Source organism: Agrobacterium sp. YIC 4121 (assembly GCF_002008205.1).
GTDB lineage: Bacteria > Pseudomonadota > Alphaproteobacteria > Rhizobiales > Rhizobiaceae > Agrobacterium > Agrobacterium leguminum.
Window position 1 is genome coordinate 38,532 of record NZ_MRDI01000013.1, and the last position, 16,651, is coordinate 55,182.

The window sequence follows — 16,651 nt, forward strand, 5'->3', positions numbered from 1 at the left end:
GTTTCGCGCGTTGCCATGATTTCGTCAAGATTGGTCGAGGAATTTGTCTACCATTTTTAACAACAATGTCGTGACTGACATTCCAACGCTGCCGGATTTGGCGCAATGAACGTCTATTAGCGGCATTAAACGCCGTTCGCAGGGGCGTCAGAATAGGCTTTTTCAGTCGCTTCCAGTGCGGAATCGGTATCTGCGGCATGGCCGAGGCTCTTCAGGGCGCTGGAGAAGGCCGCGATATTGGCTTTTACTGCCTCCGGATGCGCCCTCCGACCGGTGTGATTGAGCCTTATCAGCCGTTCCGCGCCGGGGCCGACACCGGCGGAAATATCTGCGCCCTGCTTTTGGGATGCAGCAGCGAGGAACGCCTTTGCTTCCACGGTATCCGGCAGGATCGCCGTGGAAACGAGGGCGGAGGCGTGTGTCTCCTCCACCCAGGTCGGGATACCGAGCGCCCTGATGCCGTTCCGGGTGGCCGCCGCCGCTCTTTCATGACGTTCATTGGCGGATGCCAGACCTTCCGCCTCTATCCTGTCAAGGGCGGCCTCCAGCGCGTAGAATTCCAGCGGAGCAGGCGTTCCGGGCAGCGCGCCCCGGCCGGCATCGAGCCAGAGTTTCTTCTGGTCCAGAAGCGAGAGCATGGAGTTTTCCGGCGCACCACCATGGGAAAGTAGCTCCCACGCTTTTTCGCTGACGGAAATGGCGGAAACCCCGGCCGGGCCGGCCAGCGCCTTTTGCGGGCCGATCACGGCGATATCGATACCCAGCCGGTCGACCTCAAAGGCATGGCCGCCGATGGAGGCGACGGCATCGACGAGCGTGACGATACCCCTTTGCCGAGCAAGCGCGGCAATGGCGGGCAGGGGGTTGAGAATGCCGCTTGCCGATTCCGCATGGACGATGGCGAGAAGATCGAAGCCCGGACCCTCGTTCAGCGCCCGTTCCACCTCCTCCAGCGTGACCGGCTTTGCCGGGCTGGCGGTCAGGTTGCGTACCGTCGCGCCGCCTCTCGCGAGCCAGCCGCCGAACCATGCGCCATAGGGGCTGGTAACGATGTTGAGCGCTCTAAGACCCGGTCGGGCAAGGCTCGTCGCCGCCGCCTCAAGCGCCAGCACGGCTTCCGCCTGTATGAGAAGGACGTCGTTCCCCGTGCCCATCAAGGCTGCCAGCCGGTCGGCCAGAATGGCGTAATGCTCCGCGGGAAAGGCAGGTGGGTCGAGCAGCAATGCATAATCCGGAACGGGCATGTCTTTTCCTTACGTGGCAATGGTCAGGCGCGGTGCGGCGTCGATCAGGGTTCTGGCGGTCGAGGATTGCGGTGCCGAGACGATATTTCGCGTCCTGCCGATTTCAACGATCCGCCCCGCTTCCATGATGGCGACGCGGTGGCAGACGGCCCGGATGACCGCGAGATCATGGGAAACGAAGATACAGGAAACGGCCGTCTCCCGCTGTATTTCCACCAGCAGTTCGAGGACTTGCCGGCGAACCGAAACATCGAGCGCGGAGACGGCTTCGTCCAGAATGAGAAGCGACGGTTTGAGCGCAATCGCCCGTGCAATCGCGACACGCTGCCTTTGACCGCCGGAAAGCTCGAAGACCGAGCGGCCGGCATAGGCGGCGGGCAGGCCCACGCGCTCGAGAAGGCGGTGTATTTCCGCCGCACGCTCGCGTCTTTTGACCATGCGATGAATGCGCAAGGGCTCGCCGATGGCATCCTCGACGCTGGCGCGCGGATTGAAGGCGCCATGCGTGTCCTGAAACACCATCTGCATGTGCCGGCGGGCGGCGCGAAGCGTGCCGCCGTCAAGCGCCAGCCAGTCACGGCCTTTGAAATGGATCGTGCCTTCATCGGCCGGGACCAGCCGCATCAGAATGCGCGCCAGTGTCGATTTCCCGCAGCCGGAGGGACCGGCAAGCCCCAGCGTCTCGCCGGGCTGAAGCGAAAAGGAGATGTCGGAAAGCGCCGCCACCGTTCTTGCGCCGGTGCGATAGGTTTTCGACAGTCCGTCGACACTCAGAAGGGCTTCGTTCATGACGCGGCCTCGCTGATGAGCGGTGGCGTGGAAAGATCGAGATAATCGGCAAGCAGCGCACGCGTATAGTCATGGGCGGGTGTAGAGAGCACCCGCCGCGTCGGGCCGTGTTCCACCAGCAGCCCCGCGCGCAGAACCGCGATCTCGTCTGCAAGGCTGGAGGCGAGGCCGATATCATGGGTGATGAAGACCAGCGTCTTGTTTTCCTGCCGCACCAGATCGTCCAGCAGCGTGGCGATGGCGGCCTGGCTGACCGTATCGAGCGCGCTCGTGGCCTCGTCGGCAATCAGGATCGAAGGACTGGCGGCAATGGCGGCGGCAATCGCCACGCGCTGCCTCTGGCCGCCGGAAAGCTGGTGCGGATAGGCGGTGAGCAGATGGGAAGGATGCGGCAGCCGCACTCGCTCCAGAAGATCGCGGGCAAGATCGCGCGCTTGCCTCCATGACAGGCCGAGATGCCGCACGGCGCCTTCCGCCACCTGTTCGCCGATGGTGAGAACCGGGTTGATTGTCGCGCCGGTATCCTGAAAGATCGTGCCGATATCGCGCCCCGGCTGTGGCTTGGCGTGAAACAGGCCGTTATCGCGGCTCCAGGAAATATCGCCGGAAACCCTCGCATTGCCGGGAAGAAGACCGGCAATGGCTCTGCCGAGCGTGGATTTTCCCGACCCGCTTTCGCCGATGATCGCCAGCCTCTGCCCCTGGCGGATCGTCAGCGAGACATTCTGCAAGGCCGGCGCATCGCCCGCCGCATAAAAAACGCTGAGATCGTCGATCCGGCACAGCGCATTTCCGCTCATGGCGCTTGCCTCCTCGTCGCCATCGCCCTGTTGATGCCTTCGCCGAGAAGGTAGACGCCGAGAACGGTGATCAAAAGGCCGATGCCGGGGATGACGGACAAAAACGCGGCCGAGCGCAGGACGTTGCGTCCTTCGGCGATCATAGAACCCCAGGTGACGATATTGGGATCGCCAAGTCCGAGAAAGGACAGCGCGGCCTCGGTGAGGATGGCTGCCGCGACGATAATGGCGGCCAGCGCCAGAACCGGCGGCAGAGCGTTGGGCAGGATCTGCCGGAAGGCGATCTCCAGCGGATGCATGCCGATGGCGCGGGCGGATTGCACGTAGTCGCGCTCGCGGATGCTCAACACCTGCGCCCGCATCAGCCGCGCGGGATCCGCCCATGCGCCGAGCGCAATGGCGAGAATGACGATGGGCATGGAAGGTCCGATGGTGCTGACGAAGGCAAGCGCGAGCAGGAAATTCGGCACGATCTGGAAAGCGTCGGTGACGCGCATCAATGCTTCGTCCACGAGGCCGCCCGCAAAACCGGCGATGGTGCCGATGACGGTGCCGATCACCAGCGCGGCGGCGGCGGCGCCCATGCCGACGAGCAGGGAGGCCTGCGCGCCATGTGCAAGCTCGGCCAGCACATGGCGGCCCAGCCGGTCGGTGCCCAGCGGCAGGGTGGCATCCGTGAACGGCGCGATCAGCGGTTCGCCGACAATGGCCAGCGGGTCCCCCGGAAAGAGGAGGGGGGCGGCAAGCGCCGCCACGGCAAGTAGCACCAGTATGATGGTGCCGGTGGCGCCTTCGAAACTGCGCAGCAGCCGGAGAGCGAAACTCATGCCTGTCTCTCCCCGCTGCCGATGCGCGGATCGAGAACGGCATAGACAATATCGACGGCGAGATTGACGAGGATGACGAAGACGGCGCTTGTCAGGATAATACCCATCAAAAGCGGCGTGTCGCGACCGCTGACCGCCTCCTGCGCCAGCCGGCCGAAACCGGGAATCGCGAAGACGCTTTCGATCACCACGCTGCCGCCCAGCATGGCTGCAGCCTGCAGGCCGAGCACGGTGACAAGCGGAAGAGCGGCGTTGCGCGCGACATGGCGCAGCACGATCCGCCGTTTGGAAAGCCCCTTGGATTGCGCAAAAAGCACGAAATCCAGCGGCCAGACCGCCGCCATGGCAGTGCGCATGACGCGCAGGAAAAGCGCGAGATAAATGAGGCCGAGACTGGCGACCGGCAGCACGAGATGGCGGGCAATATCGAGCGCCCTTGCAAATCCCTGCTTGCCCGAAGCGATGGTTTCGATGCCTGAGGTGGGCAGCCATTTGAGTTGAACGGCAAAGACGATGGCCAGCACGAGGCCGAGCCAGAAGCCGGGCGTGGCGTAAAGCGCCAGCGAAAGCGTTGAAAGCAAGCGATCCGTCAGCCCCCCGGGACGCGCGCCGGCCACGATGCCAAGCCCGGTGCCGAGGATGAAGGCGAATGCGGTGGCGCTGCCCAGCAGGAGAAGTGTGTTCGGCAGCCGCTCGAGGATCAGCTCCAGCACCGGCCGGTCGAAGGCAAGGGACCAGCCGAGATCGAGCCGCAGCACCGAGCTGGCATAGAGCCAGAAACGGGCAAATACCGAACCGTTCAGGCCGAATTGTTCGCGCAACACATCCCTGAGCCCGGCATCGCCGCCGCCAATGGAGACGAGATAGGCGTCCACCGCGTCTCCGGATGCATTTTCAAGCAGGACGAAAGTGAAGATGACAACGATCAGCAGCACCGGAATGGCGCTGACTGCCCTTCGCTTCAGCAATGTTACTGCACGCTTCACGATGCGTCCTTACGTATCGACCGCGGTATCCGCCCAGTTGGAAACGGCCCAGCGGGGATTGCTGGCGACATGTTTGACGGTATCGCGCGCCACCGTGATGAAGCCCCATTCGGCAACGTTGATCAGCGGCAGATCGGCGGCGACCTGCTTCTGGAAATCTTTGTAAAGCGCCGTGCGCGCGGCGGTGTCGACCGTTATCGACGCCTTGTCGATCAATTCGTCCAGCGTCTTGTTCTCGTAACCGCCCTGATTGGAGAAGCCGACTCCCGCCGGAATGCCGGAACGCACGAGAATGGTGGTGGAAATTGCCGGGTCGCCGCGGAAGACCGGCGGCGCGATGGCGAGGTCGAAGGCATGATCGGTGTAGACCGCCTTCTGGTGAGCAGCTGAATCATTGTTGACCAACTCGGCATCGATGCCGATTTCCTGCAACGCCTGACGAAGATAGGCGCCGAACTGTCTGGTTTCGTTGAAATAGGGCGCCGGCAGAAGTTTCAGCGAGAAACGTGTTCCGTTCGGGCCGCGCGCATAACCCGCCTCGTCCAGCAGTGCATTGGCCTTGGCCACATCGAAATCATAGGTCTCGACATCGTCGGTGTAGAATTCAGGGGCGTTCTTCGGCACCGGGCCTGTGGATGCCGTGGCGTAACCGAGGAAGACCTTGTCGATGACGAATTTTTTGTCGATGGCGTGGGCGATGGCCTTTCTGACCTTGAGATCGGCCAGTTCCTTGCGGCGATGGTTGATTTCGACCACTAGCTGATAGGTCAGCGCCTCGTAACCATCGGCAATGACCTTGATGCCAGGCACCTTCGAGATGCGCTCGAGATCGGCCAGAGGCACGGCCGAAAAGGCGGCGAGCTGAATTTCCTCTGCTTCGAGCGCGGAGGCCGCACCCGCCCGGTCCGGCAGGACGCGGTAGATGATCTCTTCGAGCTGCGGTTCGCCCTTGCCCCAGTAATTGGGATTGCGGGTCAGGCGGTAATATTCACCGGGCTTGTATTCGGCAAAGAAAAAAGGCCCGGTGCCGACCGGCTTGGTATTGGCCGGGTTGGTGGCGATATCGGTGCCTTCATAAAGATGTTTCGGCACGACGCTGGTGACGACCGGCAGGGCGTTGCGGATGAGCTGGAAAGGCGTGGGCTTGGAAAAGCGGAAGATCGCCGTGTGTTCATCCGGCGTGTCCACCTTCTCGAGATTGGCGAAGACCAGCCGTCCGAGATTCTGCAGAGGTTTCCAGATGGAGAGCGCCGAAAAGGCGACATCCGCCGCGGTGAACGGCTTGCCGTCATGCCAGGACACGCCTTCGCGCAGCTTGAAAGTGGCGCTGAGACCGTCATCCGATCCCTGCCATTCGGTCGCAAGCCGCGGTGTGAGCCCATCCTTGCCATCGAAGGAGGCCTCGGCCAGCGGCTCGACGATCTTGCTGGCAATATAAAACACGCCGTTTGAGGCGACGATCGCCGGGTTGAGGTTCTTCGGCTCCGAATCGGCCGCGACGATCAGCCTTCCGCCTGGTGCCGCCTCCTGCGCGGCGGCTATGCCCGCCAAACCCGTGGTTGCGGCAAGAAGGAGTGACGTCTTTAGAAGCGAGCGGCGGGACAGGTGGACAGGCGACATGATTCACTCCGGAAACGAGGGCTGGGCGGGCCTTTCCACTTGGTCCGCGGCGGCCGATCTTAAGACTGCAACCTCGGCAGTGTCCACGTTAATTCGCGGGCTTTACAGCAATGATTTTACGTTGCGCGGGCCATTGCGGAAACAATATGCTTTCTCGCGGCAATGCGCTTTTCTCCTGCTGCGGTCCCGCCGGCGGCGATGTTCCGGAAAATTGATTTAACGCAATGAAATTAGGTGGTTGGGATGCCGGCGTTTCGGCCGTGTGTGTCCCGTTGCCCCTGTGGGCGGAGCGAAAATCTGCCGCGGTGACCCCGTTTGGAAAGGGGTAATTAACCTTTATTTTCTATTTCAGGGAGACCGAAATATGTACGTTTATGATGAGTGTGCACGCTGCCATGAGTTTCTCCCGATCCAGATTCCAGAATTCGTCCAATAGCGTAGGGGAGGGGAGCGAGAAGGCTCGTCATGCCGGCGGCCAGTCGGTTGCCGGTCAGCAGACGGCGGGAATGAAGGCGGGCGCGGCACCCCGGCCGAATGCCGATGTTAGCGCAGCCGATGCCATTGAAGGCCGCGCCGAGATGCCCGGCTGGCAGAATGCTTTCGTGCTCGGCCCGAATGTGCGTTTCACCCGCACGCCGGAAAGCGCCTTTGCCCGGCGCATGCCGGTCGAGACACCCAATATTCCGGAAGAGGAAATCCCAGCTGCCGCCCCGCCTGAAACGGTGGAGCAGGAACACGCCGTGCAGCAGGAGGTTTCTGTCCCTCAACCCGTCGTGAAGCCCGCTGACCAGCGCGTGCCGCCGCCGCGCATGCCGTTTCTGCCGCAGCCGCCGGAGGCCCGGGGCGCCAGGGCGCTGACTTACAAATTGCGGCTGGAGCTTGCCCGCAAGCAGGCGGAAGAGGCGGCTGCCGCTGCGCAGATGCCGGTTCAGGAGGGTATCTCCGTAGCCGTGGAAGCGCCTGTGCCGCAGGTATCCCCGTCGGTTCAGCCGCAATCCGTCGCGCCTGCTGTCGAGGCCGCTCAGGCCGCCATTCCTGCTTTCGCCGCCCATCTGCCGGATGAGCTTTTCTGGGAAGTGATGACGCTCGATCTGCCGGGCAGTGCCGGCGAGGGCGTTTCTGCGTCCACGCGCGCCGTTCTTGCAAATTCGGTCGTCACGGCGCCAACGATAGTCGCGCCAGCGGCCGTCGTGTCGCCGGCAGCGGCTGCGATCGTGCTTTCGTCCGAACCTCCGGTCGTCACCGTGCCGGGCGGTTCCGCAATCCGGCTTTACCGCGAGATTGGCGTGCGTCAGTCCGTCGTTCCTGCCGCCCTTCCGGCGGTAGAACAGGAAGTCGCGCCGCTGCCCGTCGCGGAAGCGCCGATGGTTGTCGAGACGTCGAGACCTGTGGAGCAGGTTCAGCCGGTTGAGAGAATTGCGGCCGAGCCGCGCTTCACGCCACGCGCGCCCATCCAGGCCTCGCAGCCGATGTTCCGCGAAGCGCCTGTTTTCGCCGAAGGGGAATATGAATATCCCTCCATCGATCTTCTGCAGGAGGCCCGCGTCCAGCAGACCACGACCATGACGCCGGAAGCGCTGGAGCAGAGCGCCGGGCTTCTCGAAAGCGTGCTGGAGGATTTCGGCATTAAGGGCGAGATCATTGATGTCCGCCCCGGCCCGGTTGTCACGCTGTATGAGTTCGAACCCGCCCCCGGCGTCAAGTCCTCGCGCGTCATCGGTCTCTCGGACGATATCGCCCGCTCCATGTCAGCGCTCTCGGCCCGTGTCGCCGTTGTGCCCGGCCGCAATGTCATCGGCATCGAACTGCCGAACCCGGTGCGCGAGACGGTTTATCTGCGCGAACTGATCGAAGCAACCGACTATGCCGAGACCCGCCAGAAGCTCGCACTTTGCCTCGGCAAGACCATCGGCGGCGAACCCGTCATCGCCGAACTGGCGAAGATGCCGCATCTGCTGGTCGCCGGCACCACCGGTTCCGGCAAGTCAGTCGCCATCAACACCATGATCCTGTCGCTGCTCTATCGTCTGAAGCCGGAAGAGTGCCGTCTCATCATGGTCGATCCCAAGATGCTCGAGCTGTCCGTTTATGACGGTATTCCGCATCTGTTGACGCCTGTGGTTACCGATCCGAAAAAGGCGGTCATGGCGTTGAAGTGGGCCGTGCGTGAAATGGAAGACCGCTATCGCAAGATGTCGCGTCTCGGCGTACGCAATATCGACGGCTACAATGCAAGGGCCGCTGCTGCCCGCGCCAAGGGCGAGACGGTGTTCTGCAACGTGCAGAGTGGTTTTGACCGCGCCACCGGCGAGGCGGTCTACGAGCAGGAGGAAATGGACCTCACGGCCATGCCTTATATCGTCGTCATCGTCGACGAAATGGCAGACCTGATGATGGTGGCCGGCAAGGAAATCGAAGGCGCGATCCAGCGTCTGGCGCAGATGGCGCGTGCGGCCGGCATCCATCTCATCATGGCAACCCAGCGCCCGTCGGTCGATGTCATCACCGGTACGATCAAGGCGAATTTTCCGACCCGTATCTCCTTCCAGGTGACCTCGAAGATCGACAGCCGCACCATCCTTGGCGAACAGGGCGCGGAGCATCTGCTCGGCCAGGGCGATATGCTGCACATGATGGGTGGCGGCCGCATCGCCCGTGTCCACGGTCCCTTCGTTTCGGATGAGGAAGTGGAAAAGGTGGTCGCGCATCTGAAGACGCAGGGACGCCCGGAATATCTCGGCACCGTTACCGAAGACGCCGACGAAACCGACGAAGAGGTGGAAGAGGAAGCCGCTGTTTTCGACAAGACCGCCATGGGCGAGGATGATAGCGACGATCTCTATGAAAAGGCCGTCAAGGTGGTGATGCGCGACAAGAAGTGCTCTACTTCCTATATTCAGCGCCGCCTGTCCGTCGGTTATAACCGTGCCGCTTCGCTGGTCGAGCGCATGGAACAGGAAGGCATTGTCGGGCCTGCCAACCATGTCGGCAAACGCGCGATTATCGCCGGCGAACGCTCTTCTTACGATGCCATGGGAGCGGAAGACTGATTGAGCCCTCGGGGCGCGCGATATTCGATTGCAAAAACGCGCCCCGTGAATAGCTTGTGCGGCATGGATTCTGGAATTGGGAGGATTCCCTCATGGCGCACAGCAATGAAAAAGCCACCGTTCTGGCGAGCCTGGGTGAGCTGGAGCGGTTTTGCCGCACCGTTTTTCTGGCCGCCGGCACCGATGACGAAACGGCCGATGCGGCGACCCGCGCCATGATGCACGGCACAAGGCTCGGTGTGGACAGCCACGGTGTGCGCCTCCTCGCCCATTATATTACCGCGCTCGAAGGCGGGCGTCTCAATCGGCGGCCGCAGATCCGCCGCGTTTCGGGCTTCGGCGCGGTGGAGACGATCGACGCCGACCACGCCCATGGCGCCCGCGCCACCTATGCGGCGATGGACAGCGCCATGGTGCTCGCGGAAAAATTCGGCATTGGCGCGGTGGCGATCCGCAACTCATCGCATTTCGGCCCGGCCGGCGCATATGCGCTGGAAGCGGCGCGGCAGGGCTATATTGGCCTCACCTTCTGCAATTCCGACAGTTTCGTGCGCCTGCACGATGGCGCCATGCGTTTCCACGGCACCAATCCCATCGCCATCGGTGTGCCGGCAGCGGATGACATGCCCTGGCTGCTGGATATGGCCACCAGCGCGGTGCCCTATAACCGTGTCCTGCTTTACCGGAGCCTCGGCCAGCAATTGCCGCAAGGTGTGGCCTCTGACGGCGACGGCGTCGATACCCGCGATCCCCATGCCGTTGAAATGCTTGCCCCGGTCGGCGGCGAGTTCGGTTTCAAGGGGGCCGCACTTGCGGGAATGGTCGAGATTTTCAGCGCTGTTCTCACGGGCATGAAACTCAGCTTCGATATCGCTCCCATGGGCGGGCCGGATTTTTCCACGCCGCGCGGGCTTGGGGCTTTCGTTCTGGCGCTGAAGCCGGAAGCCTTCCTGGAACGCGAGGTGTTCGACGAGGGCATGAAGCGTTATCTCGAGGTCCTGCGCGGATCCCCCGTTCGGGAAGATTGCAAGGTCATGGCGCCGGGTGACCGGGAGTGGGCGGTGGCGGCAAGGCGGGAGAGGGAAGGGGCTCCTGTCGATCCCGTCACGCGGGCGGCCTTCTCGGAGCTTGCCGTAAAATTCTCGGTCAACCCGCCTGCTTATCATTAAAGCGGCCTGCGGCTGACGGCGGCGTTCCGCCGTCATCCCGTGTTCAGGCGGGTCGCAGCAGCATATTCGGACGCGGATAGGGCGCTGCCGCCGCGCCCAGCCTTTCGGCCCCGATGGGGCGACCGATATAATAGCCCTGCGCGTAGTCGATTTCCATCTGACGCACGAGCCTCAGCTGTTCCTCGGTCTCGACGCCTTCGATCAGGATCTTGTGGCCGCGATTGCGGATGAGGCGGATCATGTCCTGCAGCATCGCCCGGCCACGCGGGGTCTTGCTGTCGTGCAGGAAGGAGCGGTCGATCTTGACGGTATCGAAATCCGTCATGCGCAGCCAGGAAAGGCCGGCAAAACCCGTTCCGAAATCATCCAGCCAGATATTGATGCCGAGCGTTTTCAGGTCGTTCAGACAACGCAGTACGTCCGAATGCATTTCCATGTCGACGCCTTCGGTAATTTCGAAGGCAAGCCTGTTGCCGGCAATTCCCGCCTCCACGAGAATGGCGGCCACCGAGGTGGCGAAACCCGGATTTTTCAATTGCATCGGCGACACGTTGACACTGACGACCGCCACCTTGTCATCGGCCAGTATCTGCTTGCAGACGGTCTTGATGGTCCACAGGCCCAGTTCCATGATCGTGCCGGTGCGTTCGGCAATCGGAATGAAAATACCGGGTGCGACTGGATTGCCATCCAGCAGGCGAAGCCGCATCAGCGCTTCGACCCCTGCGGTCTCATTGGTCGAAACGTTGAGAATAGGCTGATAGACGAGGGAAACGAGATCTTCCGCGACAGCGATTTTCAGCAGGGCGGCAATGTTTTCCGTCTCGTCGCTGGTCTGCGGATCGTCCGGGTCGAACAGCTTCATGCAGTTGCGGCCATTGCCCTTGGCGATATAAAGCGCGCGGTCGGCCTCGTTGATGATCTTTTCCAGCTTGCCGTCCGCGTTGGGACGGGTGAAGGACGCACCGATGCTGACGGTGACGATGAAGGTGCCATCCCGGCGCTGGTCATGCGCAAGCGACAGGTCTTCAACGGTGTGGCGGATCGTCTCGGCAAGCTCACCCACCTGCTGCTTGGATTTGAACGGCGCCAGCACGATGAATTCCTCGCCGCCATAGCGGCCGATGGAAGCGCCATGTTCGCTGATCGCATTCTGCAGGGCTTTGCCTACCGTCACCAGGCATTTGTCGCCTTCCTGGTGGCCGTAACGGTCGTTGTATTTCTTGAAGAAGTCGACATCGATCAGGAAAACGGCAAAGCCTTCTTCCTTCCTGATCCAGTTGTCCCACAGCAGGCGCAGATGGTGGTCGATGGCGCGACGGTTCTGCAGGCCGGTCAGGGAGTCGGTATTGGAAAGCCGCAGCAGCGCCTGGCCACGTTCGTCAGCCGCCTTCTGCTGGGCCTTCGCCTCCAGCCCGTTGACGAAGACGTGGTAGCGCTCCCGGTTCAGGTTCCAGTTTACGTAAGAAGTGAAGACGAAACAGGATATGTAGAAAGTGCCGAAGGCGAACTTGTAGAAGCTGTCTTCGGGAAACTGCGTTGCCGCCAGAAAATAGGTGACGAGAATAATGCCTGAAGACACCAGCGACAGATGGAAGCGGAAGGTGAAAAACAGATTGGCGCCCATCATGAAGATCGCCCCGAAAACCATGTAATAGGACATGTTTTCGGTATTGTCGGTCAACAGCGACGGCAGCAGCCAGCCGATATAGCCCATGACGAGAGCGGTGGCGCAGGTGAGATCGAGCGCCGTGGTGCTGACGCCCTTGCTTAGCTGAATCTCCAGCGTCAGCAGGGATGACAGCACAACAATCAGACGTGCGATAATGGTGTAAAAAGCGACGTCGGGTATCAGAATGATGTCGGTTGCGGCAAACAGCAGATAGATGAAGACAGCGGTCCACAGGCCCCGCCGGATAGAACCGCGGCGGCTGCGCTCACCTTCCTGCTGGTAAAGGGCAAGGAGTTCATCAGAAAACCGGGAGTCCGGCCGCCGATAGTCTTGCTGTCCACTCACCTCTCCCAATGTGTGCTTCATGCACTTTCCCATAGTGTTGCGTATACTTTATTAAGTAACTGCTTATTCCACTTTTCCGTGTGCTGTCGCACCCAGTGCGGGTTCCCGTCGATCTCTGCCGATGCGTGCGGAGAACATGGAAAGGAAGAACGCATCATACGTTCGCAACATTAAGTTTCACTAAATCGCGTATCTGCTTTCTCCCGTCCTCACGAGTGTGACCAAAAAAATACGCTAATTTACTAATGTATCCCTACACCGCTCAAAAATCGAAAGCGAGTGGCCTTCCGCCTCCCAGAAACGTATAGTTAACAATGTGTTAATACTGGAGGCTGAAGTGGTGCGGGTAAAGAAGAAAAATCTTGACGGGGCAAGTCTGATTACCCCGGATACTGTCGCAAAAGAGATTTTTGAACGCAGAACGGAAACATTCGATGAGCAGTTCGCCGTTGCGAAAGCAGAGATTGCGCTCATTCTCGAATTGGCACAGCAGCAGTTCGACAATCGTATTTCAGCACGTGAGATAATACATAGAACGGCGGGCGCACTGCATGGTCTGCGTGAGAAGCTCCACTCCAGCGTGTGGGCTGAACTGATTCCGCTGGTGCAGAATCACCCTGTTTCGGTCCATTTTCTGGAGGACCCGTTCACGCGCTGGTCTTTCGAAAAGCCGCGGGGTTATTCGGGCGATGCGCAGCTGCTCGATTTCATTTATGGCCACGACAGTGTTGCCGAACTGGTAAATAACGCCACGCCGCTCGGTGCGGCCCTTTACGACTACACGAAGGATGCCAGTTCCTCGGTCGCCGTGCGCGAGCGGCGCGATTTGCTGACACGGTTCGTCGATGAAGCTGCGGCCCGGCACGGTAGTGAGACGGAAATCCTCACCATCGCTTCCGGCCATCTGCGTGAGGCGGATGCCTCCGTGGCGCTGAAAGAGGGCAAGATCAAGCGCTGGGTGGCGCTCGATCAGGACCCCTTGAGCGTCGGTTCCGTCGCCCGCGATTTCAACGGCAGCTGCATCGAGGCGATCGACGGTTCCGTGCGCGATATCGTCCTGCGCACACAGGAACTCGGCACTTTCGATCTGATCTATGCGGCCGGTCTCTACGACTATCTGAACGACCGCGTGGCGATCAAACTCACGCGGCGCTGCATGGAAATGCTGAAGCCCGGCGGCATGTTCCTCTTCGCCAATTTCTCGGAGGACATTGTCGTCGACGGTTACATGGAAACCTTCATGAACTGGGCGCTGCTGTTGCGCTCCAAGGCGGATATGTGGCGGATCGTCAATGCCAGCGCCGATCCTGCAGGCATCGAGGCGGATGTGTTCTTCGGCGAGAACCACAATATCGTCTACGCCACGATGCGTAAGAAGGCGTGACATCCTTCGGGCCAGTCTCTGCTTGCCAATAACCATTTGATTAAACCTCGGCGCGGGCCTAAGAATCCGCGCCGAATGCGTTGCAGAATGGAATGGCTGAAATGAAGAGATATTATTCGGATATGGGTGGTCTGCCGGGACAGACGGAACTTCTGTCGAGCAAGGCGGTGTTCAAGACCGCCTATGCGGTCATCCCCAAAACCGTCATGTCCGATATCGTAACGAGCGTGCTGCCGCACTGGACCGGCACCCGGGCCTGGATCATCGCCCGGCCAATGACGGGTTTTTCCGAAACCTTCGCGCAATATATCGTCGAGGTGCAGCCGGGCGGCGGCAGCGACCGGCCGGAACCGGACGCAAGGGCGCAAGCGGCGATCTTCGTTGTCGACGGCGAAATGACCGTGGAATTCGAGGGCGTGCCGCATGCCTTGCGGGAGGGCTCCTTCGCCTTCCTGCCGGCCGGTTCCCGCTGGCAGCTTCGCAATTCGGGCAAGGCGCCCGTCAAGTTCCACTGGGTCCGCAAGGCGTTTCAGGCGGTCGACGGGCTGGAGCCGCCGCCGGCTATCTTCACGCATGAGGATGAGCACGCTTTGTCGGCCATGCCGGATACGGACGGCAAATGGGCGACGACCCGCTTCATCGATCCTGAAGACGTGCGTTACGACATGCATCTCAACATCGTTACCTTCGAGCCGGGCGCGACCATTCCCTTCATGGAAACCCATGTGATGGAACACGGCCTTTATGTGCTGGAAGGCAAGGCCGTCTACCGGCTGAACGAGGACTGGGTGGAAGTGCAGGCGGGCGACTTCATGTGGCTGCGCGCCTATTGCCCGCAGGCCTGCTATGCGGGTGGGCCGGGCCGCTTCCGTTACCTGCTCTATAAGGATGTGAACCGGCACGTGAAGCTCTGGTAACGGGCGTCATATCGCCGAAACCCATGAATTATCGCGCAAACCGCCGGATTGCGCGATAAATGCTTGCGTTAGATCGAATATCACTAATAAATCCGGTTATGCGGACGGCTATCGCCGTTGCGCACCGTTTCGGCATTCGCCTCCTATCCTTGAGAAGACCTCCCGTATGAATGAGATAATCGATACCAATGTCTTCAATCTTGCCCCCGTGGCGATGTGGATCGAGGATTTCAGCGAGGTGAAAAGCCAGTTCGATATCTGGCGATCGCAGGGCGTCGAGGATATCCGGGCGTTTCTTCTGGAAGATTTATCGAGGGTGGCGGCCTGCTCGCAGAAAATCCGCGTGATCAAGGTCAACGCCAGGACGCTGGAACTGTTCGAGGCTCGCGATCAGGCGCATCTCGTCGACAATCTCCACCGGATTTTTCGTGACGACATGCTGGAAAGTCATGTGAACGAGCTTTCCGAGCTCTGGGCGGGCAAGACGGAATTCACCAGCAACGCGGTCAATTACTCAATCGGCGGCAAGCGGCTGGATATCCAGTTGCGCGGCGCGGTCATACCCGGCCATGAAGAAACCCTCGGACGGCTGCTTTTGACCACCGAGGATGTGACGGAGCGGGAGGAGGCGCGCCGCAAGGAGCTTCTCAATCGCCGTTACGCCGAAGGCATGTTCAAACATTCGCCCGTTTCCCTGTGGGTGGAGGATTTCAGCCGGGTGCGGCGGCTGATCGAGGAGGTCAGGGAGCGCGGTATCATCGATTTCCGTGTGTTCATGGATGTCCATCCCGAATTCGTGCGGCAATGCATGAGCGAAATCCGCGTCATCGACGTCAATCGCGCGACGCTCGACCTGTTCTGCGCGCCGGACCGGCAGGTTCTGTTGCAGCGGCTTGGCGATATTTTCCGCGGCGAGATGGAAAAGCCGTTCCGGGAACAGCTGATGGAGCTTTGGAACGGCAATCTCACCCACCATCGCGAGGTGGTGAATTACGCGCTTGACGGGTCGGAGCGGCATGTGCTCCTGCATTTTTCCGTCTTCCCGGGCCATGAGCGCGACTGGTCGCTGGTGCAGGTGGCGTTGACGGACATTACCGCGCGCAAGAAGGCGGAGGCCTATCTCGAATATCTCGGCAAACACGATGTGCTGACCAAGCTACACAACCGCGCCTTCTATTCGGACGAGCTGAACCGGCTGGAGCGCAGCGCGCTCAGGCCGGTTTCGGCCATCGTTATCGATCTCAACGGCCTGAAGGACGCCAATGACAGGCTGGGACACGATGCTGGCGACGCATTGTTGCGGCGTGTGGGCGAGGTGCTGAACGGCGTGGTGACAGCGCCGAACCATGCCGCGCGCATCGGCGGCGACGAATTCGCCATCCTTCTTCCCGGCGCCGACAGGCAGGTGGCCGCCGCCATGGTCGAGACCGTTTATGAGCTGTTGAAGATCAACAACCAGTTCTATTCCAGCGCGCCGCTCAGCCTGTCACTGGGCGTGGCCACCAGCGAGGTCGGAGAGACGATGGAATCGCTGGTACGCCGCGCCGATATGAACATGTACGAGCAGAAGAACGCCTATTATGCGGCGCTGCGCAACAGATCCGCCGACAATAACGACACGACGAAACCCGGCTCGCAGCCGGAAGCTTCCTCCCTGAAGCGTCTGTCCTAAGGGGGAGTGAGGGCGTCGTGGGGCATTCCCTCAGCCCCGACGCCATCCTCGGCCCCGTGCCGAGGATCTAGTCACGTCGAATAAAATCAATCGGTTGCAGATCCTCGGGACAAGCCCACTGCTGTCCGGTTTAAATTTGGTGGACATGGCGCACGGTGTTGATTCTACTCGTATTC

At 61.0% G+C, this 16,651-nt stretch carries 12 protein-coding genes; 5 read left to right on the forward strand and 7 right to left on the reverse strand.

Annotated features, from left to right (window positions below):
* Window positions 1-125: 125 nt before the first annotated feature.
* The 6 genes from BTE54_RS12950 to BTE54_RS12975 are packed head-to-tail and all read right to left on the reverse strand — an operon-like array spanning window position 126 to window position 6,266.
* Window positions 126-1,244 (reverse strand): alanine--glyoxylate aminotransferase family protein, encoded by a 1,119-nt coding sequence (locus tag BTE54_RS12950; RefSeq protein ID WP_078052727.1) that lies wholly within the window; start codon window positions 1,242-1,244, stop codon window positions 126-128.
* A 9-nt stretch (window positions 1,245-1,253) separates the two neighbouring features.
* Complete coding sequence (locus BTE54_RS12955; protein ID WP_078052728.1) at window positions 1,254-2,033, reverse strand: ATP-binding cassette domain-containing protein; 780 nt, start codon at window positions 2,031-2,033, stop codon at window positions 1,254-1,256.
* Window positions 2,030-2,833 carry an ABC transporter ATP-binding protein gene (locus tag BTE54_RS12960; RefSeq protein WP_078052729.1) on the reverse strand — a complete coding sequence of 268 codons (804 nt, stop codon included), beginning with the start codon at window positions 2,831-2,833 and terminating at the stop codon, window positions 2,030-2,032. Before BTE54_RS12960 ends, BTE54_RS12955 begins: the two co-directional genes overlap by 4 nt.
* Complete coding sequence (locus tag BTE54_RS12965; RefSeq protein WP_078052730.1) at window positions 2,830-3,660, reverse strand: ABC transporter permease; 831 nt, start codon at window positions 3,658-3,660, stop codon at window positions 2,830-2,832. Before BTE54_RS12965 ends, BTE54_RS12960 begins: the two co-directional genes overlap by 4 nt.
* Window positions 3,657-4,646, reverse strand: coding sequence for an ABC transporter permease (locus BTE54_RS12970; RefSeq protein ID WP_078052731.1), 990 nt, complete (start codon window positions 4,644-4,646; stop codon window positions 3,657-3,659). Before BTE54_RS12970 ends, BTE54_RS12965 begins: the two co-directional genes overlap by 4 nt.
* A 9-nt stretch (window positions 4,647-4,655) precedes the next feature.
* On the reverse strand, window positions 4,656-6,266 hold the full coding sequence (locus BTE54_RS12975) for an ABC transporter substrate-binding protein (protein WP_078052732.1): 1,611 nt from the start codon (window positions 6,264-6,266) through the stop codon (window positions 4,656-4,658).
* 374 nt (window positions 6,267-6,640) lie between these two features.
* Here BTE54_RS12975 and BTE54_RS12980 point away from each other — a divergent pair, with 374 nt between their 5' ends.
* Window positions 6,641-9,316: a DNA translocase FtsK gene (locus tag BTE54_RS12980; protein ID WP_078052733.1), complete on the forward strand. Its 2,676-nt coding sequence runs from the start codon at window positions 6,641-6,643 to the stop codon at window positions 9,314-9,316.
* A 92-nt stretch (window positions 9,317-9,408) separates the two neighbouring features.
* Window positions 9,409-10,485: an Ldh family oxidoreductase gene (locus BTE54_RS12985; protein WP_162934168.1), complete on the forward strand. Its 1,077-nt coding sequence runs from the start codon at window positions 9,409-9,411 to the stop codon at window positions 10,483-10,485.
* A gap of 43 nt (window positions 10,486-10,528) precedes the next feature.
* Here the strand turns inward: BTE54_RS12985 and BTE54_RS12990 are convergent, their stop codons facing one another.
* On the reverse strand, window positions 10,529-12,523 hold the full coding sequence (locus tag BTE54_RS12990) for a GGDEF and EAL domain-containing protein (RefSeq protein WP_078052734.1): 1,995 nt from the start codon (window positions 12,521-12,523) through the stop codon (window positions 10,529-10,531).
* A gap of 316 nt (window positions 12,524-12,839) precedes the next feature.
* Here BTE54_RS12990 and BTE54_RS12995 point away from each other — a divergent pair, with 316 nt between their 5' ends.
* The 3 genes from BTE54_RS12995 (at window position 12,840) to BTE54_RS13005 (ending at window position 16,475) form a co-directional block, all read left to right on the forward strand.
* Window positions 12,840-13,886, forward strand: a complete 1,047-nt coding sequence (locus tag BTE54_RS12995; RefSeq protein WP_198939137.1) for a class I SAM-dependent methyltransferase — start codon at window positions 12,840-12,842, stop codon at window positions 13,884-13,886.
* A gap of 92 nt (window positions 13,887-13,978) precedes the next feature.
* A complete protein-coding gene (locus BTE54_RS13000) occupies window positions 13,979-14,803 on the forward strand; it encodes a bifunctional allantoicase/(S)-ureidoglycine aminohydrolase (protein WP_078052735.1) in 825 nt (274 codons plus the stop codon).
* 166 nt (window positions 14,804-14,969) lie between these two features.
* Window positions 14,970-16,475, forward strand: a complete 1,506-nt coding sequence (locus BTE54_RS13005) for a sensor domain-containing diguanylate cyclase (protein ID WP_065655486.1) — start codon at window positions 14,970-14,972, stop codon at window positions 16,473-16,475.
* The last annotated feature ends 176 nt before the right edge of the window (window positions 16,476-16,651 follow it).

Excerpts from the sequence above, each read along its gene's own strand:
- BTE54_RS12950 (WP_078052727.1), bottom strand. The coding sequence starts at position 1,244 with ATGCCCGTTCCGGATTATGCATTGCTGCTCGACCCACCTGCCTTTCCC.
- BTE54_RS12980 (WP_078052733.1), top strand. The coding sequence starts at position 6,641 with ATGATGAGTGTGCACGCTGCCATGAGTTTCTCCCGATCCAGATTCCAG.
- BTE54_RS12990 (WP_078052734.1), bottom strand. The coding sequence starts at position 12,523 with ATGAAGCACACATTGGGAGAGGTGAGTGGACAGCAAGACTATCGGCGG.
- BTE54_RS12960 (WP_078052729.1), bottom strand. The coding sequence starts at position 2,833 with ATGAGCGGAAATGCGCTGTGCCGGATCGACGATCTCAGCGTTTTTTAT.
- BTE54_RS12975 (WP_078052732.1), bottom strand. The coding sequence starts at position 6,266 with ATGTCGCCTGTCCACCTGTCCCGCCGCTCGCTTCTAAAGACGTCACTC.
- BTE54_RS13005 (WP_065655486.1), top strand. The coding sequence starts at position 14,970 with ATGAATGAGATAATCGATACCAATGTCTTCAATCTTGCCCCCGTGGCG.
- BTE54_RS12965 (WP_078052730.1), bottom strand. The coding sequence starts at position 3,660 with ATGAGTTTCGCTCTCCGGCTGCTGCGCAGTTTCGAAGGCGCCACCGGC.
- BTE54_RS12955 (WP_078052728.1), bottom strand. The coding sequence starts at position 2,033 with ATGAACGAAGCCCTTCTGAGTGTCGACGGACTGTCGAAAACCTATCGC.
- BTE54_RS12985 (WP_162934168.1), top strand. The coding sequence starts at position 9,409 with ATGGCGCACAGCAATGAAAAAGCCACCGTTCTGGCGAGCCTGGGTGAG.
- BTE54_RS13000 (WP_078052735.1), top strand. The coding sequence starts at position 13,979 with ATGGCTGAAATGAAGAGATATTATTCGGATATGGGTGGTCTGCCGGGA.